This window comes from Mycobacterium sp. IDUB_19 (assembly GCF_055419445.1).
Map to the genome: position 1 here is coordinate 1 of NZ_JBVAXR010000010.1, position 19,263 is coordinate 19,263.

The following is a 19,263-nucleotide window of genomic DNA, read 5'->3' on the forward strand; positions in this document are numbered from 1 at the left end:
GTAAGGATCGCCCATTCGGAGCACCGGGTCGAAGCAATCGATCCAGTCAAACGAAAGGGCCGCATCTCTGCGGCCCTTCCCTGTGGAGCTGCCGGGAATCGAACCCGGGTCCTACGGCATTCCCTCAAGGCTTCTCCGTGCGCAGTTCGCTATGTCTCTACTCGGATCTCCTGGTCACACGAACTCGCCAGGATGACGATCCCAGTCGCTGTTTGATGTCCCCACGAGTCCCGCGACCGAACCCGTGGGTGGGTCCCTCTAGCTGATGCCAGGGTCCGGGCCGAGGGCGCTCCCGGTCTGACAGACACGCAGTCGCTTAGGCAGCGAGTGCGTAGTCGCGCTGATGTGAATCGGCGCTTATATGGTTGCAACGACGCTTACGGTGGTCTCTTGCCTGCACCGGCACGCTTCCCTTGATTCGATGCGCGAAGTCGAAACCGTTCAGCCCCTTGTCTTGTGTTTTCGCGCTCTGCTTCTTCGCACCCGCCGATTTTCGGCAGGTCAACCCATTCTACGGCAGCAATAACCAGCAGCAACGGAATTATCTTCCCGCGCCAGGCTGCGGTCAGATCACGAAGTTCAACCGCTCGACGATCCGGCCGGCGACGTCCTTGTCACCACCGAGTTCGACGTCCTGCGGGCGCGCGGGGCACATCGGGCGCCCGCCAGCGAGCCGGGTGAACTGCAGCGCATCCATCCGGATGGTCGCCGTCGGCTCTTGCCCGCCGAAGTCCTCCACCACCTGCGCACGCCCGTCGACGGTGACGCGGATGCTGCGCGCCAGCGGACCGGTCAGCTCGAACAGGACGCGTGAGCCGTCGGGCGCTTTGGCGAGTTTGCCGACGACGAAGCCCACGGTGGCAGCGACCTCATCCAGGGACAGCCGCGAGGCGGCCCCTTCCAGCTCCGCGTCGGTCGATGGCCGCTGAATCGCCATGCGGATGTCTTGCTCATGCATCCAGCAGTCGAAGACCCGAATCCGCATGAACCGTCCATAGCTCTCGGGGCCCGCGGGGGTGAAGGTCTCGGCGTTCCAGTCCTCCTCGGACATCGCCTGTAAGACCTTGCGACGACCTTCGGTCACCGCGCGGTATTTCTCCAGGACGCTGCTGCCGGATTGCCCGCCGAGGTGGTGCACCCAGCACTCGTTCATCGCCCCGATGTCATTGCGCACGTGATCAAGCGCCTTGACGTCGATGTTCGGTTCGGGCGCGGCGATGCCCTCGAGGAACGACTCGGTGCCGATGATGTGCGACACCACGCCCTGCACGTCCCAACCCGGCAGTGGGGTCGCCGCCCGCCACTCTGCCTCGGACAACCCGGCGAGCAGCGCGTCTAAGGAGTCCCACACCGCGAACAGACCGTCCAACACATCCGGTTTGTCGAGTGTGGTGAGAGAGCGTGTGGCCATGGTCGGATGCTAGACCGCCACCGCGGTCGTCCAATCCAGTGGGCCGAAGGCGCTAACCCTTAGGTCGCGACACAGAAGTCAGTTGGCGGCGATCATGGCGACAGAACCCATGGCCATCACCATGCCGATCCCTTGCCAGCGACTCACTCGCTCGCGTAACACCATCATCGCCAGTACCACGGTGGCGGCGGGATAAAGCGAAATCATGATGCTGGCCAACGACAACAGCCACGACTGCAGCGCTATCAACTGCGTCACGAGGGCGCAGATGTCCAGCAGCGCAATGGCCAGCGCCAGCTTCATCGACTGCCCCCGCGGCAGCCGCAGGTTACGCCTCGACGCGGCCAGAATAGTGATCACCACGGTGGCCGACACCCGCGCGAACATCAGGGGCCAGAGCTTGGAGTCGTGCGGCGACTGGTGAAGGAACACCAAGTCCAGCCCGAACGCAGACCCGGCCAATATCGTGAGCCATGCCACTTTCGGGGTGAACCGGAATTGTGTCTTGCCCTCGACCGTGGCCTCACGGCTGACCAGCGTCACCGCGACGATCGCCAGCACGACGCCGGCCGACGCCGCCGCACCGGGTCGCTCCCCCAGGGCGACGCCGACGGCCACGGGTACCGCGGCATTGAGCACTCCCGCCAGCGGCGCGACCACCGAGATGGGGCCGGAGCCCAGCGCCGCGTAGAACGCCCACATGCCGAACGCCTGACCGATGCCGTACAGGCAGCCCCAGAAGATCGCACCCGAATGAATCGGCCCGCCCACGCAGAGCGCCAGCAGGCCCAGCAACACCGCCTCGACCGGGTACGCGGCCAACATCACGCGCAGGGCGGCGACGCGCCGTGCTGCTACGCCGCCCATGAAATCGCTGACCCCGTACGAGACGGCGGACAGCTGGGCGTAAGCGGCTCCGATCAGTTCATACCCTTTGCTCGTCGCCCCAGCTCGCGAACAACTTCACGCTGGGCGTCACGGCGGGCGAGGTCCTGACGTTTGTCGTACGCTCGCTTGCCTCGTGCCAGCGCGAGCTCGACCTTGACCTTGCCCTCGGAAAAATACAACGAAAGCGGCACCAAGGCGAGGTTACCATCGCGGATTTTTCCGATCAGTGTGTCGATCTGTGCCCTGTGCAACAACAGCTTCCGATTGCGACGAGGATCATGGTTGGTCCAGCTACCGTGTTTGTACTCGGGAATGTGCAAGTTACGCAACCACACCTCGCCGTCATCGACGGTTGCGAACGCATCGGCGAGCGAAGCCTGGCCCAGCCGCAGGCTTTTGACCTCGGTGCCGACCAAAGCCACTCCGGCCTCGAACAATTCGACGATCGCGTAGTCGTGCCTGGCTTTGCGATTGGTGGCCACGACCTTTTTGCTGTCCCGCTTGCCACCACTCGCCTTGCCCCCACTGGACTTATCGGCCACAGCTAACGCCGTACGTAAAGGCGCAGCGTCGCGTATGCCGTCAACCCGGCCATCGACACGCCGAGCAGGAACAGAATCGGAGAGATGTAAAGGATGTCGGCGTAGTCAACGCGGGCGATGAGATTGGCTTGGTAGAACTGGTTTAACGCGTTGTCCAGGAACAACGCCCGCACCACGAGCAAGCCGCCCATCGCAATCGCCACACCCAGGGCCGCCGCGAGCATCGCCTCCACCAGGAAGGGTAGCTGGGTGTACCAGCGACTGGCCCCGACGAGTCGCATGATTCCGATTTCCGTGCGCCGCGTATATGCCGCGACCTGAACCATGTTGGCAATCAACAGGATCGCACCGACTGCCTGCACCAACGCGACGGCGAACGCGACGTTGCTTAGGCCGTCCAGGACCGCGAACAGCCGATCGATCAGGTCCTTTTGGTTGAGCACGGACAGCACTCCGGGCTGGCCCTGCATCGCAACGTCGAAGTCCTTGTGCTGCTCGGGATTGTTCAACTTGACGATGAACGACGCGGGAAAGGAATCCTTGCCCGCAACGTCCTTGTACTGCGGGAACTTTCGGATCGCGTCGTCGTAGGCGTCCTGACGATTAAGGAAGCGAACCGATTTGACGTCATCGCGGCCTTCGATCTTCGTCCGCAGTGCCTTGCACGGATTGGTGCCGCAGGCCGGGTCGTTCGCGGAGACGTCTTCGGTCAGGAAGACCTGCGTCTCGACACGGTCGAGATAGATGGCGCGGGAGTGCTCGGCCAACCGAACCACCAGCAGACCGCCGCCGAACAGGCCGACCGAAATCGCGGTCGTCAGGATCATCGCGACCGTCATCGTCACATTGCGGCGAAGCCCGGTCAGGACCTCGTTGAGTAGGAAGCCGAAGCGCACTAGCGGTCCATCCCGTAGACGCCCCGCTGTTCGTCGCGAACCAGCCTGCCCAGCGACAACTCCACGACACGCTGCCGCATCGAGTCGACGATGTGGTGGTCGTGCGTCGCCATCAGCACCGTCGTCCCGGTGCGGTTGATCCGCTCCAACAGATCCATGATGTCGTTGCTGGTGTCGGGGTCCAGGTTGCCGGTGGGCTCGTCGGCCAGCAGCACCAGCGGGCGGTTGACGAACGCGCGCGCGATCGCGACCCGCTGCTGCTCACCACCCGACAGCTCGGTCGGCAGCCGGTTGGCTTTGCCGGACAGTCCGACCGTCTCGAGCACGTCGGGCACCACCCGGTTGATCTGATCGGCGCGCTTACCGATGACTTCGAGCGCGAAGGCGACGTTTTCATACACCGTCTTTTGTTGTAGCAGACGAAAGTCCTGGAAAACGCAGCCAATCACCTGACGCAGCTTGGGCACATGCCGGCCGGGCAGCTTGTTGACGTGGAATTTCGAGACCCGCACGTCACCGCTGGTCGGCGACTCCGCGGCCAGCAGTAACCGCATGAACGTCGATTTGCCCGAACCCGACGGGCCGATCAGGAAGACGAATTCACCCTTGTCGATTTTGACGTTGACGTCGTCCAACGCCGGACGCGCCGACGCTTTGTACTTCTTGCTGACATGGTCAAGGGTGATCATCACGGCACGCCAGTGTAGCGGTGAATTTCGGTGCGACGCGAAGGTCAGCTCGCCGGTGGCGCCGATGTGGGCGCCGGACCCGGCCCCGGCAGCGGTTGCTGTGGGGCTGGTGGACTCGGGCTCGCGCTGGGCGGACAGAAGGGCGGCGGCAGCAGGCAGGGCAGCTGGAACGGGGGCGGCGACGTGGTCGTCGGCGGCGGCGGCGGCGCCGTCGTGGTCGGGGTCGGCGGCACCGTGGTGATCGGGGTCGGCGTGAACGTGTTGGTCGGTGCCGGCTCCTGCACCCTGCTGCGCGGCACCCAGGTGTAGTTGGGGTCGGGTACGAAGCCCGGCGGCACCACCTGCGGAACCGGCGGCTTAGGAGCAACCTCGGGGCGATAGGTGTCGTAGACCCACCACACCGCCAGAAACACCACAATCAATAGCAGTGTCGACGTGCGAATCCGGCCGCCGAACATGTAGCTCGGCCAGCTTTTATCCGCATCGTCGCTGCGCTTCTCCAGGACGTTGAGTGTCAGTTTCACCGTTGCACCGACTCACGCGCGATCTCATGAGCCGCCTCGGCGGCCTGGGCCGCGGGAGCGGCCGGGTCATCCTCGACCACGCTCACCGTCGCGTCGGCCGTGGTGACGATGCCGGCGTGGCCCAGTGCCCGAACGACCAGCACCCGCAACTGCCGGCCCGCCTCGAACTGCTTGCCGGGCAGGGTACGTGCCACCATGCGCAGCGTGACGGTGTCGACTTCGATGCTCTCCAACCCCATCAGGGTGGGTGCATCCAGCAGCAACTCGCCCAGCAATGGGTTGTCCATGGCGCGGTCGCACACCTCGTGCAAGACCTCGTTGACCCGGTTCAAGTCGGCGCTGGTCGAGACGGGGATGTCGATCACAGCGCGCGCCCAGTCCTTGGACAAGTTGATGGTCTTGACGATCTGGCCATTGGGGATGGTGAATAACTCACCATCCGACGAGCGCAGTCGGGTCACCCGCAACGTCACATTCTCCACCGTGCCGCGCGCCTCGGCGGCGATCCCCGAGACGGTCAACGAGACTAGGTCACCGAAGCCGTACTGCTTCTCGACGATGATGAAGAAGCCCGAGAGCAGATCCTTGACCAGCTGCTGAGCGCCGAAACCCAGCGCGGCACCGAGCACTGTGGCAGGCGCGATGAACCCGCCCACCGAGAACTGCAGCACCTCGCCGATCTGAACGACGACCCAGATCGCGATGATCACTATCGACGCCCACTGGATCACCGATGCCACCGCCTGGCGGTGCTTGGTCGCCTCCGAGCGCACCAGGGCGTCGCTTGTGGCGAAGCCGACGTCGAGCTGCCGGGTGATCTGCTGAGCCACCCAGGTGACGAAGCGGACCGCCAGTACCGCGGCGATGAACAGCATGATGATGTGCAGACCCCGATCGAGGATCCAGCCACCGATCTCGCCGCGCCAAAAGCCGTGCCAGCGCTGCGTTGCCGAAGTTGCAAGAATTGTTGTGTTAGTCGTCATCTTTTCGATTGCGCCACCGGATTCCCGCTTCCAGGAACCCGTCGATGTCTCCGTCCAGAACAGCGGCCGGATTGCCCACCTCGTACTCGGTCCGCAGATCCTTGACCATCTGGTACGGGTGTAATACGTAGGAGCGCATCTGGTTACCCCACGAACTGCCGCCCTCACCTTTCAGGGCGTCCAGTTCAGCGCGCTCTTCTAAACGCTTGCGCTCCAATAACTTTGCCTGCAGCACTCGCATTGCCGAAACCTTGTTCTGCAATTGCGACTTCTCGTTCTGGCAAGTCACAACGATACCCGTTGGGATGTGGGTAAGCCGAACCGCGGAGTCGGTTGTGTTCACCGATTGGCCACCCGGACCGCTGGAACGATAGACGTCAACCCGTACATCGCCTTCCGGAATGTCGATGTGATCGGTGGTCTCCACCACCGGCAACACCTCGACTTCGGCGAACGACGTCTGACGCCGGCTCTGGTTGTCGAACGGGCTGATCCGAACCAACCGATGAGTGCCCTGCTCGACGGACAACGTGCCATAGGCATACGGCGCGTGCACGGCAAACGTCGCGCTTTTAATCCCGGCTTCCTCGGCATACGAGGTGTCGAACACTTCGACGCCGTACTTGTGTTGCTCGGCCCAGCGGATGTACATCCGCATCAGCATCTCGGCCCAGTCGGCAGCGTCGACCCCGCCGGCGCCAGAGCGGATGGTGAGCAGCGCCTCTCGCTCGTCGTACTCGCCCGACAGCAGGGTGCGTACCTCGGAGGCTTCGATGTCAGCGCGCAGCGCCTTGAGCTCGGCGTCGGCCTCGTCTCGTGCGTCGGCTGCACCTTCCTCTTCCGCGAGCTCGTAGAGCACCGGCAGATCGTCGAGGCGCTGCCTTAGTTCTTCGATGCGACGAAGCTCACCCTGGGCATGGGATAACTGGCTGGTCACCCGCTGCGCGTTGGCCTGGTCGTCCCACAGTTTGGGATCGGACGCCTCATGCTCGAGCTTCTCGATGCGGCTGCGCAGACCGTCCACATCGAGCACCCTCTCCACCGTGGTCAGGGCGGAGTCGAGGGCAGCGATATCGGCTTGTCGGTCGGGTTCCACAGCCGACAACGTTACCGGCGCGCTGGTCGGCGGCGAATGCTGCGGTCGCGACGTGCGGCACTTCGACCACCGTCGGGGGTTCACCGTCTAGCATCGAATCACCATCATGTGCGCCCGCGACTGCGACGCCCAGCCCGTTCTCAGCCGCTTGCGTCGCAGCCGGGCATGAACAGAAGGCTTGCATATGCGTCCATTCCATGTCGCCATCGTCGGCTCCGGACCGTCGGGCTTTTTCGCCGCAGCGTCTTTGCTGAAGGCCGCCGATACGTCCGATGAGATCGGCGTCGCTGTCGACATGCTCGAGATGCTGCCGACGCCGTGGGGTCTGGTGCGCTCCGGCGTCGCGCCCGATCACCCCAAGATCAAGTCGATCAGCAAGCAGTTCGAAAAAACCGCCGGCGATCCGCGTTTCCGCTTCTTCGGCAACGTGGAGGTCGGCGAACACGTCGAGGCCGCCGAGCTCGCCGAGCACTACGACGCCGTGATCTACGCCGTCGGCGCGCAGTCTGATCGCTCCCTCAACATCGCCGGTGAGGAACTGCCGGGCAGCGTCGCTGCCGTCGATTTCGTCGGCTGGTACAACGCGCACCCGAACTTCGAGCAGATCTCGCCGGATCTCTCGGGTGCCCGGGCCGTCGTCATCGGCAACGGCAACGTCGCACTCGACGTCGCACGGATTTTGATCACCGACCCCGACGCGCTGGCAGGCACCGACATCGCCGATCACGCCCTGGATTCGCTGCGCCCATGTGGCGTGGAAGAAGTGGTGATCGTCGGCCGGCGCGGACCCCTGCAGACCGCGTTCACCACGCTGGAATTGCGCGAGCTCGCCGACCTGGAAGGGGTCGACGTGATCGTCGATCCCGCGCAGCTGGAAGGCATCAGCGACGAGGACGCCGAGGCCGCCGGCAAAACCACCAAGCAGAACATCAAGGTGCTGCGTGACTATGCCAACCGCGAACCCCGCCCGGGACACCGTCGCATGGTGTTCCGATTCTTGACGTCTCCGATCGAGCTCAAGGGCGGCGAGAGGGTCGAGGGAATCGTGCTGGGCCGCAACGAGTTGGTCGCCGACGAGAGTGGGCGGGTCTCGGCCAAGGACACCGGGGAACGCGAGCAGTTGCCGGTTCAACTGGTCGTGCGCTCGGTCGGCTATCGCGGCGTGCCCACGCCGGGCCTGCCGTTCGATGACAAGAGCGCGACCATCCCCAACTCGGGCGGCCGGGTTGAGGGCAGCCGCAACGAATACGTCGTCGGGTGGATCAAGCGGGGGCCGACCGGAGTGATCGGCACCAACAAGAAGGACTCCCAGGAAACCGTCGACACCCTGATCAACGATCTGACCGGCGCTGAAGAACTGTCCGAATTCCCGGACGACCACGCCGACAAGGTGGCCGACTGGCTGGCTTCACGTCAACCGAAGCTGGTCACCTCGGCGCACTGGGAGATCATCGATCGCCACGAGCGTGCGGCCGGCGAACCGCACGGACGTCCCCGCGTCAAACTACCAAGCCTGGAGAGGCTGCTGCACATCAGCCACGGCTGATCGCAGACCGGTCCGCGATGGCCTAATTACGTTGGGGCTGAACGTAACTCAGCTGCGGAAGACGATGAAGCCCGCGCTGGCGAGCATTAGAGCGATGGCCGCGGCGATAGCCCACCCCGCGCCGGCGACCCACCAGATGACGCCCAGCGCCGCGAGCGCGGGCGACACCGCGAAGAGCACCAGGACCGGGTGCTGCCTGATCACTTCGAGAGCACTCTTCGCCCGGGTCCGGTCGATGTCTTTGCCCGCCATGCCATCAGAATGCCACCTGGCAGCCACAATGCAAGCAGCGATAGGGTCCCCTCGGCGCCGAGCGGCGGGTTACTCGGGCGGGGCGAACTTCCAGTTGTCCGGATTCTTCGGGGAATACACCACCTGATGCAGTTCACCCATGGACGGCCATTGGTCGACGTCGACCACCAAACGCCAGTAGACGGGGTGCTCATTGACGGTGGGCCCGTTGATGACACCGGCGAGGGTGACGTACTGCTCGCCAGTGACATCCGGTCGCGGGCTCACTCCGGTCACCAGTAACGTGCCATTGAGGAGCTCACCGCGCGGGCCGCGCGGGACGAATCGCTGCACAAGAAATACGCCCAAGACCGCGACGAGCAAAAGCAGCAAACCGAATTCCCACACGTCGCCATGGTAGGACGGCCGAGGCGAAAACGGTGGCCCACCGAGGGCGGTGTTCGCCGAATTGACCTAGGACCCTACTGTCGCACGCGGATTCGCCGTAGCGTCGACTTTGAAATGGTGCGCCATGGAAAGGTGAGGTCGATGACTGATGAGCCCGCGGTCGTTTTGTCGAAAGACGAGAGTTGGCGCAGGCTGGGCGGCGTCGCCCTGGGCCGACTGGTGACCAGTTTCGCCGGTGAGCCCGAGATCTTCCCGGTGAACTACGCGGTGCAAGACCGGACCGTGCTGTTTCGCACCGCCGAGGGCACCAAGTTGTTTTCCGCCGTGGCGAACAGCGTTGTGGTGTTCGAGGCCGACGACCACGACGTCGCCGAGGGCTGGAGTGTGATTGTCCGGGGCCACGCCCGGGTGCTGCGCACCCCGGCGGAGATCGAGGAAGCCGAACGCGCCCAGCTGATGCCGTGGACCGCGACCATCAAGAAGCATTACGTCCGGGTGACCCCGACCGATATCACCGGACGCCAATTCACATTCGGTCCGGAACCCGATCCCAACGCCTCTTTTGCCTGACGCGGTCAACCCGCCCTGCGGAACTTATCTGCAACCCGCAGTAACATAATCCCGCCGCAAAACGGTGCACTGTAAGGGTCAAAGGTTCCTGAGCCGGGGGCCGGATTCGCGACGGTGCAGGCACCAAACTCTATGTCTCCCAGCGGTATTAGCCATCGAATCAGCGTCACTGGCCGCTTTCGATCAAATTCGGCGGCCAATACTGTTGCCTCCGCGACGCAGCCCGCCTTGGATGTTATGTGGCGTCGTCGACGCCGGCAGGGCCCAGCGCCCGACAGGAAGGTCGTCGAAATGACCACTGACCAGAGCGTTCATCAGACATCGTCGCAACCCCTCATCGGAAAGGGCTGGATCCAGGGCGTCGCACTCGTCATGATCTTCGGGTTCCTCGTGATGGGCATCCTGGCCTACCGCACCTACACGGCGTCAATGCCCATGCCGGACAAAGTGGTCAGCGAATCGGGCCAGCTCTTGTTCACCGGCGACGACATCACCCGCGGCCAGGAGCTCTACCAGGCCCGCGGACTGATGGAGTACGGGTCGGTGCTGGGCCACGGCGCCTATTTGGGGCCTGACTACACCGCCGAATACCTGCGGATGGCCACCGACGACGTGGCCGATCAACTGCGCGCACAAGGTGTGACAGATCCGCACGAACGGGTGGTCACCGAATTCCGCACGAACCGCTACCACACCGACACCAAGACGCTGGTGTTCACCGACCGCCAGGCTGCGGCGTTTGACCACATCCAAAACCATTACGCGGCCTACTTCGGCGAGAACTCAACCAAGTACGGGCTGCTGCCGCAGTTCATCACCGACAAGGCGCAGATCCGCGACTTGACGGCGTTCTACGCCTGGACGGCATGGGCGGCGGCCGCCGATCGTCCCGGCCACAAATACAGCTACACGAACAACTGGCCGGCCGAGAAGCGCGTCGACAACGGTCCCACGGCCGCGGTGATCGTGTGGTCGGCGCTGTCGCTGATCGCACTGCTCGGCGGCATCGGAATCATGTTCGCGGTCTACGGGCGATGGAGTCAGAAGGTCGGCTGGCACAGCGCTGAGCCCTCCAACCTGTCGTTCCGCCAGCCCGGTGACGTGAGCCTGACGCCGGCGCAGCGGGCGTGCATCTGGTACTTCGCGGTGGTGTCGGTGTTGTTCCTGGCGCAGACGCTGCTGGGCGCGGCCGCCGAGCACTACCGGGCGGACTTGTCGACGTTCTTCGGTCTGGACCTGGCCCGGGTGCTCCCCTACAACCTGGCCCGGACGTGGCATGTCCAGCTGTCGCTGTTCTGGACGGCGGCTGCCTTCTTGGCCGGCGGCATCTTCCTGGTGCCGTTCATCGCCCGCCGCGAGCCGCGCCGTCAGGGCCTGCTGGCGTACGTACTGCTGGTCGCGGTCGCGGTGGTGGTGTTCGGTTCGCTGACCTGCGAGGCGCTCTCCATCTACGGGGTGATTCCGCACGGGCTGCTCTCGCAGCAGTGGGAGTATCTCGACTTGCCGCGGCTGTTTCAGATCCTGCTGATCGTCGGGCTGTTCTTGTGGATCGCGATCATCTGGCGCGGCATGCGGACCAGGCTCAGGGGCGAGTCGAAGATGAACATGCCGTGGCTGTTCTTCTTCTCCGGGCTGGCGATCCCGGCCTTCTACGCCGTCGGGCTGCTGGCCAGTAGCGGCGCTCACTACACCGTTGCCGAGTTCTGGCGGTTCTGGGTTGTGCACCTGTGGGTCGAGGACTTCCTCGAACTGTTCACCACCGTGATGGTGGCCTACATGTTCGTCCTGCTGGGTGTGGTGCGCGAACGAATCGCATTGGGCGTGATCTTCCTCGACGTCATCCTCTACTCCGCCGGCGGTGTCATCGGCACCATGCACCATCTGTACTTCTCCGGCACCCCGGTCGAGCACATGGCGCTGGGCGCGTTCTTCTCGGCGGCCGAGGTGATCCCGCTGACCTTCCTGACGGTCGAGGCATGGGCCTTCCTGCAGCTGGGCGCGCGCCAGCAGTCAGGTGACGCCAACCCGTTCCCCCATCGCTGGGCGGTGATGTTCCTGGTCGCGGTCGGCTTCTGGAACTTCCTGGGAGCAGGCATCTTTGGGTTCCTGATCAACCTGCCAGTCGTTTCCTACTACCAGATCGGGACCGCGCTGACGGCCAACCATGCGCACGCGGCGATGATGGGCGTCTACGGCATGCTCGCCGTGGGCCTGGCGATGTTCGCGTTCCGCTATGTGATCCCGCCGGACAGGTGGCCGGAGAAGCTGGCCCGAATGTCGTTCTGGTGCATGAACATCGGCTTGGCGTGGATGGTGTTCGTCACCCTGTTGCCGCTGGGCGTGCTGCAGCTCTACCACTCGGTCGGCGACGGCTATTTCGAAGCGCGATCGCTGGGCTACATCACCAAGCCCGGCAATTCGGTTCTCGAATGGCTGCGGCTACCAGGCGATGTCATCATGATTGTCGGCGGCGTGGCGCCCTTCGTGTGGATCGCATGGACCGCACTGCGCAACTTCCGCTCCGGTTCGACGGTCGAGGAGCTGCCGGAACACCCGCTCTACACCGAGATCGACACCGCCGCAGGTACTCCCGCACCGGCGAAGGACTGACCGATGGCGCCGCCGGCCACATCGGTGTGGTTGATCGCCGGGTATTCGGTGGCACTGGTGGCCATCGGATGGGGTTTCGACACGATGGCGCGCCACGCGTCGGCACGCGCCGCGCAGTGGCGCACCGGCCAATTCGTCTACCGGCCCGACCACGATGCCTGGGTGTGCCCACAGGATCACTGGTTGTGGCCGAGCTCGTTCGATCCGAAGCACCGGGTGATGCGCTATCGCGCGTTGCCGGCCGTGTGTAACAGCTGTCCCGTCAAAGCCAATTGCACGACGTCGGATCACGGCCGGGAGATCGGTCGTGACATCGACCCTTGGCCGCATTCGGATGCCGGGCGGTTTCACCGCGGAATCGCTTGCTGTGTAGCCACATTCGGAGTGATCCTGCCGCTGGCTACCCTGGTCGCCAATCATTCCGTGAGCGATCTGCTGGTGCTGATAGGAACAATTCTGGTCGTGGTGGTGCTGGGCCTGCCCCTCGCCCGGCACCTGTGGAACACGCCGTCCAATGCGCCCGAGCACCTGCCGCACCGTACCGCGATCGAGGACCAAGTGGCCGCGACGATCGACCGGTATTCCACTCGCTGGGGCAGCTGGGAAGGCAAGAAGGAGAAGGCGAAATGGCCGGAGTAGCAATCGCGGCGACCGCCGCGCTGATCGTTGTCCTGATCGTGCTCGCATGGTGGTCGCTAGCGGTGCTGCGCGAGTACGAGCGTGGTGTGGTGTTCCGGATGGGCCATGTCCGCCCGCTCTATCAGCCCGGGCTTCAGCTGCTGATTCCACTGGTGGACAAGATGATTCGGGTCGACCAGCGGCTGGTCACGTTGACCATTCCGCCGCAGGAGGTGATCACCCGCGACAATGTCCCGGCCCGGGTGAACGCCGTCGTCATGTTCCAGGTGACCGACCCGCTGAAGGCGATTCTGGCGGTCGAGAACTATGCGGTCGCCACCTCGCAGATCGCCCAGACGACACTGCGCTCGCTGTTGGGCCGCGCGGATCTCGACACGCTGCTGGCACACCGCGAGGACCTCAACAGCGATCTGCGCACCATCATCGAGAAGATGACCGAACCGTGGGGTGTCGAGGTTCGGGTGGTGGAGATCAAGGACGTCGAGATACCCGAGTCGATGCAGCGGGCGATGGCCCGCGAGGCCGAAGCCGAGCGCGAGCGCCGCGCCAAGATCATCAACGCGCGCGGGGAACTGCAGGCCTCAGAGGAGCTGCGGCAAGCGGCCGAGACCCTCTCGAAGAGCCCGGCGTCGCTGCAATTGCGGTATCTACAAACGCTGTTGGAGTTGGGCGCCGACCAGAACTCGACGGTGGTGTTCCCCCTCCCGGTCGACATCATCACGCCGTTTTTGCGCAACCCCGGGGCGTTGCAGGGCGTCGTCGACAACTTCAACCACGAAGGATGACGTACGCCGCACCCAGCAGCCGACCGCCGTGGTAGGACTGCTGGCATGAGTCAGGACGATCTCGCATTGGCAATGACACTTGCCGACGGTGCGGACGTGCTGACCCGCGACCGGTTCGGAGCGCTGGACCTGCGCGTCGACACCAAACCGGACCTGACTCCGGTCACCGACGCCGATCGGGCGGTCGAGGCCGAACTGCGCGAGGTGCTCGCGCGCGAGCGGCCCGACGACAGCGTCCTCGGCGAGGAATTCGGCGGGACCACTACGTTCACCGGACGCCAATGGATCATCGACCCGATCGACGGCACCAAGAACTTCGTGCGCGGAGTGCCGGTGTGGGCGAGCTTGATCGCACTGCTCAACGACGGCGTCCCAGTGGTCGGCGTCGTGAGTGCGCCTGCGCTGCAACGTCGGTGGTGGGCGGCACGCGACCAGGGCGCCTTTGTGTCGGCTGATGGCGCGCCGCCGCGGTCTCTATCGGTTTCGTCAGTGGCACAACTGGATTCGGCGAGCCTCTCGTTCTCGAGCCTGTCGGGGTGGGCGCAGCGCGGCCTGCGTGACCGCTTCATCGAACTGACCGATGCGGTGTGGCGGGTACGCGCCTACGGTGACTTTTTCTCGTATTGCCTACTTGCCGAGGGGGCCGTCGATATCGCCGCCGAGCCGGAAGTCTCGGTGTGGGATCTGGCCGCGCTCGACATCCTGGTCCGTGAGGCGGGCGGGACGTTCACCGGCCTGGACGGCGTCGCCGGCCCACATGGTGGTGACGCGGTGGCGACAAACGGCCTGCTACACGAGCGCGTGCTGCGCAGCCTTGGTGTGAACTAGTTAACACGCGCTGTTTATCTTACTCCGGAGTAAGATAGGGTCTTCATCGCATCGCCCCAACTACCGAGGCTGCTGAAATGACGGACACTGTCTCCGGCTCAAATACCTCCCGCTCGGGTGCAAAACGGCGCGGCCGCAAAACCGGCGTCGGGATGCAACCACACAAGCGCACCGGGATCGACATCGCCATGGCGTTGCTGACCCCGATCGTCGGCCAGGAATTCCTGGACAAATACCAGCTGCGCGACCCGCTCAACCGGGGCCTGCGCTACGGCACGAAAACGATCTTCTCCACCGCGGGCGCGGCGTCCCGGCAGTTCAAGCGAGTCCAGAACCTGCGCAGTGGGCCGACTCGGCTCAAGTCCAGCGGCAAGGACTACTACGACCTGAGGCCCGACGACGAACAGAAGATGATCGTCGAGACCCTTGAAGAATTCGCCGAAGAAATCCTGCGGCCCGCGGCGCCCGAGGCTGACGAGGCGGCGAGCTACCCGCCCGACCTGATCGCGAAGGCCGCGGAACTGGGCATCACGGCGATCAATATCCCCGAAGACTTCGAAGGAATCGCCGCACACCGCTCGAGCGTGACCAACGTTCTGGTGGCCGAGGCACTGGCCTACGGCGACATGGGATTGGCGCTGCCCATCCTGGCACCGGGCGGTGTGGCGTCCGCGCTGACCCACTGGGGCAGCGCCGACCAGCAGGCCACCTATCTGTCCGAGTTCGCCGGCGAGAATGTCCCACAGGCCTGCGTGGCCATCGCCGAACCGCAGCCGCTGTTCGACCCCACCCGGCTCAAGACCACCGCGGTGCGCACACCGAGCGGATACCGACTCGACGGCGTGAAGTCGTTGGTCCCGGCCGCGGCCGACGCCGAGCTGTTCATCGTCGGCGCGCAACTGAACGGCAGGCCGGCACTTTTCATCGTCGAGTCGGCCGCCAAAGGCCTTACCGTCAAGGCAGATCCGAGCATGGGCATCCGGGCCGCGGCCCTGGGCCAGCTCGAGCTCTCCGGAGTGTCGGTGCCGCTGAATGCCCGACTGGGCGAAGACGCAGCCACCGATGCGGACTACTCCGAGGCGATCGCGCTGTCCCGGCTGGGCTGGGCCGCGCTGGCCGTCGGTACCTCGCACGCGGTCCTCGACTACGTCATCCCGTATGTGAAGGAACGCGAGGCGTTCGGCGAGCCCGTCGCCCGTCGTCAAGCCGTGGCGTTCATGTGCGCCAACATCGCCATCGAGCTCGACGGGCTGCGCCTGATCACCTGGCGCGGCGCCGCGCGTGCCGAACAGGGACTCCCGTTCATCCGCGAAGCGGCACTGGCCAAGCGCCTGGGCTCCGACAAAGGCATGCAAATCGGCCTGGACGGCGTGCAACTGCTCGGCGGCCATGGCTACACGAAAGAACACCCCGTCGAACGCTGGTACCGCGACCTGCGGGCCATCGGCATCGCCGAGGGTGTTGTCGTCATCTAGCTCCGCACTAGCGAAAGATCAATCATGGCAATCAATCTGGAACTGCCCCGCAAGATGCAAGCGGTGATCGACAAAGCGCACCAGGCCGGCGCGGAGATGATGCGACCGATCGCCCGCAAGTACGACCTCAACGAGCACGCCTACCCGGTCGAGCTGGACACGTTGGCGAGCCTGTTCTCAGGGGCCGCCGAATCCAATGCCCTGGGGCTGGCCGGTGCTGACGCATTGGGAGGCAGCGAAAGCAAGGAAGAAAACCGCAACGGCTCCAACATGGCTGCGGTCCTGCAGACGTTGGAGGCTTGCTGGGGCGACGCGGCGATGATGCTGTCGATTCCCTATCAGGGCCTGGGCAATGCGGCCATCAGCGGGGTCGCCACCGACGAACAGCTGAGCCGGCTTGGCCGAGTCTGGGCGGCAATGGCCATCACCGAACCCGGCTTCGGATCCGACTCGGCGGCGGTGTCCACGACCGCCAAGCTCGACGGCGATGAGTACGTGATCAACGGGGAAAAGATCTTCGTCACAGCGGGTTCGCGGGCCACGCACATCGTGGTGTGGGCGACGCTGGACAAGTCACAGGGCCGTCCGGCGATCAAGTCGTTCATCGTGCCGCGCGAACATCCCGGTGTCACCGTCGAGCGGCTGGAGAACAAGCTCGGCATCAAGGGCTCCGACACGGCCGTCATCCGATTCGACAACGCACGCATACCCAAGGACAACCTGCTCGGCAACCCTGAAATCGAATCGGGCCAAGGGTTTTCCGGCGTCATGGAGACCTTCGACAACACCCGGCCGGTGGTCGCCGGCATGGCGATCGGAATCGCGCGGGCCGCATTGGAAGAGTTGCGCAAGATCCTGACCGAGGCTGGAGTGGAGATCTCCTACGACAGGCCCGCGCACGCGCAAAGCGCCGCCGCGGCCGAATTCCTGCGCATGGAGGCCGATTGGGAGTCCAGCTACCAGTTGACATTGCGCGCCGCCTGGCAGGCCGACAACAAGATCCCCAACTCCAAAGAAGCGTCGATGGCCAAGGCCAAGGCCGGCCGCGTGGGCACCGACGTCACACTGAAAGCCGTCGAATTGGCTGGCACCGCAGGCTATTCGGAGCAGACGCTGTTGGAGAAGTGGGCTCGTGATTCGAAGATCATGGACATCTTCGAAGGAACCCAGCAGATTCAGCAGCTCGTCGTCGCCCGCCGCCTGCTGGGCCTGTCGTCCGCCGAACTCAAGTAGCGATCGGCCGCGGGCTTAGGCAGCGATGGCGTTCAGCTGCTCACGCGCGTCTGCGTCGAGCTCGATCGAAGCAACGTCCAGGTTCTCCTCGAGATGCCGCAGCGAGGAGGTGCCCGGTATCAGCAGCACGTTCGGCGCGACGCTCAACGTCCATGCCAGCGCGACCTGCGCGGGCGTGCACCCGAGTCGCTCGGCGGCGTTCTGGACCAGCTCGTGACTGAGCACCGGGTTCGGCTGGATGAAAGCCGCGCCCAACGGGAAAAACGGAACGAATGCGATGCCCTGCCTGGTGCACTCCTCCAGCACCGCCGCCGAGTCCCGGTGAAGGAGATTGAAAGCGTTTTGCACACAGGCGATCTCGGTACGTTCCACGGCGTACAGCAGGTGTTCGCGGTTGATGTTGCTCAGCCCGATTCCGCCGATCAATCCCTCGTCGCGGGCGTCGATCATGACCGAGAGCTGATCGTCGAACAGCTGGTCGGGCCCGTCGCTCTCGAATAGCCGCAGGTTGACCACGGCCAATTGGTCGACGCCGAGCGTCCGCAAATTCGTCTCGATATCGCGGCGCAGGTCGGCCGGCTCGCTCGCCGGCAGCCAGGCGCCGGCGTCATCGCGACGTCCGCCGACCTTGCTCACCAAAGCCAAGTTCCCCGGGTAGGGGTGCAACGCCTCGCGGATGAGCTCATTGGCGACATCCGGGCCGTAGAACTGGGCGGTGTCGATGTGGTCGACGCCGCGTTCGACGGCACGGCGTAACACCGCCAGCGCCTCGTCGCGATCGCGCGGTGGCCCCAGTACACCGGGACCAGGCAGTTGCATAGCCCCGAAGCCGATCCGGGCTACCGAAAAGCGACCGAGTGGATAGGGATCCATAGGGCGAGGTTAGCGTCGTCGCATGGACACTTTTCACGCGCTGGTAGCCCGCCAAGATGGTGACCAAGTAACCGCGTCGGTCGAGACACTCAGCTCGTCCGACCTGCCGCCCGGTGAAGTGACGATCCGGGTGCTGTTCTCGAGCGTCAACTACAAGGACGCGCTGGCGCTGACGCCGGGCGGCGGCGTGGTGCGCAACTATCCCATCGTGCCGGGCATCGACCTGACCGGCGAAGTCGTCGCATCGCAGTCACCCGATTTCAGTGTCGGTGACCAGGTGCTGGCCCACGGGTACCAGATCGGCACCGGCCACCACGGCGGCTACGCCGAGTACGCGCGGTTGCCCGCCGACCAGGTGGTGGCGCTCGGCGCGTTGAGTCCGCATGAGGGCGCCGCCATCGGAACCGCCGGCTTCACCGCGGCGATGAGTGTGCAAGCGCTGATCGATTGGGGCATCACGCCCGACGCCGGGCCCATCGTCGTCACCGGCGCCTCCGGCGGCGTCGGGTCGGTCAGCGTGGACCTGCTGGCGGCCGCCGGCTACCAAGTGGTCGCATCCAGCGGCAAGGAGAAAGCCGCCGGGATGCTGAAAGAGCTTGGCGCCGCGGAGATTATCGGCCGGCTGCCCGCCGACCCCGACGCCAAACCACGACCACTGGCCAAGGCGCGGTGGGCGGGCGCGGTGGACTGCGTCGGGGGTGCGACGCTGGCCGATGTGCTCAGCACCGTCGACTACGGCGGCGCGGTGGCGGCCAGCGGGCTCACCGGAGGGCCCGCGCTGCACACCACGGTGATGCCGTTCATCCTGCGCGGCATCTCCCTGCTCGGGATGGATTCGGTGCTGATGCCGATCGCCCGGCGCCGCAAGCTGTGGGCGCTGCTCGGCGACTCCTTGCGGCCGCGGCATCTGGACGCTGTCACCAGCGATGTCGACGTCAAAGACGTCGTCGGCGTGCTGGATCAACTTCGTGCGGGCACCTTCTCCGGTCGCGCGGTGGTGCGCGTCGCCGGTGGATTCTGAGCTGGCAGTAGGCTA

Annotated in this window: 20 protein-coding genes and 1 other RNA gene; 9 read left to right on the plus strand and 12 right to left on the minus strand. The window is 64.8% G+C overall.

Translation table 11 applies throughout. The features are described from left to right. Positions 1–80 precede the first annotated feature (80 nt). The 9 genes from ssrA to prfB form a co-directional block, all read right to left on the minus strand. Positions 81–449, minus strand: a transfer-messenger RNA (tmRNA) gene (gene ssrA / locus ACZY0B_RS10520). A 116-nt stretch (positions 450–565) separates the two neighbouring features. After that, complete coding sequence (locus ACZY0B_RS10525) at positions 566–1,411, minus strand: maleylpyruvate isomerase family mycothiol-dependent enzyme (protein ID WP_463764046.1); 846 nt, start codon at positions 1,409–1,411, stop codon at positions 566–568. Between the two features lie 78 nt (positions 1,412–1,489). Next, positions 1,490–2,278 (minus strand): EamA family transporter, encoded by a 789-nt coding sequence (locus ACZY0B_RS10530; protein WP_463764047.1) that lies wholly within the window; start codon positions 2,276–2,278, stop codon positions 1,490–1,492. Between the two features lie 53 nt (positions 2,279–2,331). Next, positions 2,332–2,841: an SsrA-binding protein SmpB gene (smpB, locus tag ACZY0B_RS10535; protein ID WP_463764048.1), complete on the minus strand. Its 510-nt coding sequence runs from the start codon at positions 2,839–2,841 to the stop codon at positions 2,332–2,334. A gap of 2 nt (positions 2,842–2,843) precedes the next feature. Next, positions 2,844–3,737: a permease-like cell division protein FtsX gene (gene ftsX / locus ACZY0B_RS10540; protein ID WP_463764049.1), complete on the minus strand. Its 894-nt coding sequence runs from the start codon at positions 3,735–3,737 to the stop codon at positions 2,844–2,846. Continuing rightward, complete coding sequence (gene ftsE / locus ACZY0B_RS10545) at positions 3,737–4,426, minus strand: cell division ATP-binding protein FtsE (protein ID WP_463764181.1); 690 nt, start codon at positions 4,424–4,426, stop codon at positions 3,737–3,739. Before ftsE ends, ftsX begins: the two co-directional genes overlap by 1 nt. A gap of 44 nt (positions 4,427–4,470) precedes the next feature. Beyond that, positions 4,471–4,950, minus strand: coding sequence for a hypothetical protein (locus tag ACZY0B_RS10550; protein WP_463764050.1), 480 nt, complete (start codon positions 4,948–4,950; stop codon positions 4,471–4,473). Beyond that, positions 4,947–5,933, minus strand: a complete 987-nt coding sequence (locus tag ACZY0B_RS10555; protein WP_463764051.1) for a mechanosensitive ion channel family protein — start codon at positions 5,931–5,933, stop codon at positions 4,947–4,949. The genes ACZY0B_RS10550 and ACZY0B_RS10555 overlap by 4 nt, the downstream gene beginning before the upstream one ends. Beyond that, the gene (gene prfB / locus ACZY0B_RS10560) at positions 5,923–7,029 is read right to left on the minus strand and encodes a peptide chain release factor 2 (protein WP_463764052.1); all 1,107 of its coding nucleotides are present in this window, start codon (positions 7,027–7,029) and stop codon (positions 5,923–5,925) included. Before prfB ends, ACZY0B_RS10555 begins: the two co-directional genes overlap by 11 nt. 184 nt (positions 7,030–7,213) lie before the next feature. Here prfB and ACZY0B_RS10565 point away from each other — a divergent pair, with 184 nt between their 5' ends. Continuing rightward, complete coding sequence (locus ACZY0B_RS10565) at positions 7,214–8,575, plus strand: FAD-dependent oxidoreductase (RefSeq protein WP_463764053.1); 1,362 nt, start codon at positions 7,214–7,216, stop codon at positions 8,573–8,575. Positions 8,576–8,623: 48 nt separating this feature from the next. Here the strand turns inward: ACZY0B_RS10565 and ACZY0B_RS10570 are convergent, their stop codons facing one another. Both ACZY0B_RS10570 and ACZY0B_RS10575 read right to left on the minus strand, forming a co-directional pair. Next, the gene (locus ACZY0B_RS10570) at positions 8,624–8,827 is read right to left on the minus strand and encodes a hypothetical protein (RefSeq protein ID WP_463764054.1); all 204 of its coding nucleotides are present in this window, start codon (positions 8,825–8,827) and stop codon (positions 8,624–8,626) included. A gap of 69 nt (positions 8,828–8,896) precedes the next feature. Next, positions 8,897–9,214, minus strand: coding sequence for a hypothetical protein (locus ACZY0B_RS10575; protein WP_463764055.1), 318 nt, complete (start codon positions 9,212–9,214; stop codon positions 8,897–8,899). 141 nt (positions 9,215–9,355) lie between these two features. Here ACZY0B_RS10575 and ACZY0B_RS10580 point away from each other — a divergent pair, with 141 nt between their 5' ends. The 7 genes from ACZY0B_RS10580 to ACZY0B_RS10610 all read left to right on the plus strand — a co-directional run bounded on the left by ACZY0B_RS10580 (position 9,356) and on the right by ACZY0B_RS10610 (position 17,354). Beyond that, positions 9,356–9,784 carry a pyridoxamine 5'-phosphate oxidase family protein gene (locus ACZY0B_RS10580; RefSeq protein ID WP_463764056.1) on the plus strand — a complete coding sequence of 143 codons (429 nt, stop codon included), beginning with the start codon at positions 9,356–9,358 and terminating at the stop codon, positions 9,782–9,784. A 291-nt stretch (positions 9,785–10,075) separates the two neighbouring features. Continuing rightward, positions 10,076–12,394 carry a nitric-oxide reductase large subunit gene (locus tag ACZY0B_RS10585; protein WP_463764057.1) on the plus strand — a complete coding sequence of 773 codons (2,319 nt, stop codon included), beginning with the start codon at positions 10,076–10,078 and terminating at the stop codon, positions 12,392–12,394. A gap of 3 nt (positions 12,395–12,397) precedes the next feature. Next, a complete protein-coding gene (locus tag ACZY0B_RS10590; protein ID WP_463764058.1) occupies positions 12,398–13,033 on the plus strand; it encodes a hypothetical protein in 636 nt (211 codons plus the stop codon). Continuing rightward, positions 13,021–13,818 carry a slipin family protein gene (locus ACZY0B_RS10595; RefSeq protein WP_463764059.1) on the plus strand — a complete coding sequence of 266 codons (798 nt, stop codon included), beginning with the start codon at positions 13,021–13,023 and terminating at the stop codon, positions 13,816–13,818. Before ACZY0B_RS10590 ends, ACZY0B_RS10595 begins: the two co-directional genes overlap by 13 nt. A gap of 45 nt (positions 13,819–13,863) precedes the next feature. Further along, a complete protein-coding gene (gene hisN / locus ACZY0B_RS10600) occupies positions 13,864–14,646 on the plus strand; it encodes a histidinol-phosphatase (protein WP_463764060.1) in 783 nt (260 codons plus the stop codon). Positions 14,647–14,723: 77 nt separating this feature from the next. After that, a complete protein-coding gene (locus ACZY0B_RS10605; protein WP_463764061.1) occupies positions 14,724–16,121 on the plus strand; it encodes an acyl-CoA dehydrogenase family protein in 1,398 nt (465 codons plus the stop codon). Between the two features lie 24 nt (positions 16,122–16,145). Continuing rightward, complete coding sequence (locus ACZY0B_RS10610) at positions 16,146–17,354, plus strand: acyl-CoA dehydrogenase family protein (protein WP_463764062.1); 1,209 nt, start codon at positions 16,146–16,148, stop codon at positions 17,352–17,354. A 15-nt stretch (positions 17,355–17,369) separates the two neighbouring features. On the opposite strand, the gene ACZY0B_RS10615 is transcribed toward ACZY0B_RS10610, so the two are convergent. Continuing rightward, on the minus strand, positions 17,370–18,227 hold the full coding sequence (locus ACZY0B_RS10615) for an oxidoreductase (protein WP_463764063.1): 858 nt from the start codon (positions 18,225–18,227) through the stop codon (positions 17,370–17,372). 22 nt (positions 18,228–18,249) lie between these two features. Between ACZY0B_RS10615 and ACZY0B_RS10620 the strand changes: the two genes are divergently transcribed. Beyond that, a complete protein-coding gene (locus tag ACZY0B_RS10620) occupies positions 18,250–19,248 on the plus strand; it encodes an acrylyl-CoA reductase family protein (RefSeq protein ID WP_463764064.1) in 999 nt (332 codons plus the stop codon). Positions 19,249–19,263: the final 15 nt, after the last annotated feature.

Bases quoted from the DNA above. Each gene is read 5' to 3' on its own strand.
- ACZY0B_RS10615 (WP_463764063.1), bottom strand. From the start codon at position 18,227: ATGGATCCCTATCCACTCGGTCGCTTTTCGGTAGCCCGGATCGGCTTC.
- ACZY0B_RS10570 (WP_463764054.1), bottom strand. From the start codon at position 8,827: ATGGCGGGCAAAGACATCGACCGGACCCGGGCGAAGAGTGCTCTCGAA.
- hisN (WP_463764060.1), top strand. From the start codon at position 13,864: ATGAGTCAGGACGATCTCGCATTGGCAATGACACTTGCCGACGGTGCG.
- ACZY0B_RS10590 (WP_463764058.1), top strand. From the start codon at position 12,398: ATGGCGCCGCCGGCCACATCGGTGTGGTTGATCGCCGGGTATTCGGTG.
- ACZY0B_RS10610 (WP_463764062.1), top strand. From the start codon at position 16,146: ATGGCAATCAATCTGGAACTGCCCCGCAAGATGCAAGCGGTGATCGAC.
- ACZY0B_RS10530 (WP_463764047.1), bottom strand. From the start codon at position 2,278: ATGGGCGGCGTAGCAGCACGGCGCGTCGCCGCCCTGCGCGTGATGTTG.
- ACZY0B_RS10585 (WP_463764057.1), top strand. From the start codon at position 10,076: ATGACCACTGACCAGAGCGTTCATCAGACATCGTCGCAACCCCTCATC.
- ACZY0B_RS10555 (WP_463764051.1), bottom strand. From the start codon at position 5,933: ATGACGACTAACACAACAATTCTTGCAACTTCGGCAACGCAGCGCTGG.
- ACZY0B_RS10525 (WP_463764046.1), bottom strand. From the start codon at position 1,411: ATGGCCACACGCTCTCTCACCACACTCGACAAACCGGATGTGTTGGAC.
- ACZY0B_RS10620 (WP_463764064.1), top strand. From the start codon at position 18,250: ATGGACACTTTTCACGCGCTGGTAGCCCGCCAAGATGGTGACCAAGTA.
- ACZY0B_RS10580 (WP_463764056.1), top strand. From the start codon at position 9,356: ATGACTGATGAGCCCGCGGTCGTTTTGTCGAAAGACGAGAGTTGGCGC.
- ACZY0B_RS10595 (WP_463764059.1), top strand. From the start codon at position 13,021: ATGGCCGGAGTAGCAATCGCGGCGACCGCCGCGCTGATCGTTGTCCTG.
- ftsE (WP_463764181.1), bottom strand. From the start codon at position 4,426: ATGATCACCCTTGACCATGTCAGCAAGAAGTACAAAGCGTCGGCGCGT.
- ACZY0B_RS10605 (WP_463764061.1), top strand. From the start codon at position 14,724: ATGACGGACACTGTCTCCGGCTCAAATACCTCCCGCTCGGGTGCAAAA.
- ACZY0B_RS10565 (WP_463764053.1), top strand. From the start codon at position 7,214: ATGCGTCCATTCCATGTCGCCATCGTCGGCTCCGGACCGTCGGGCTTT.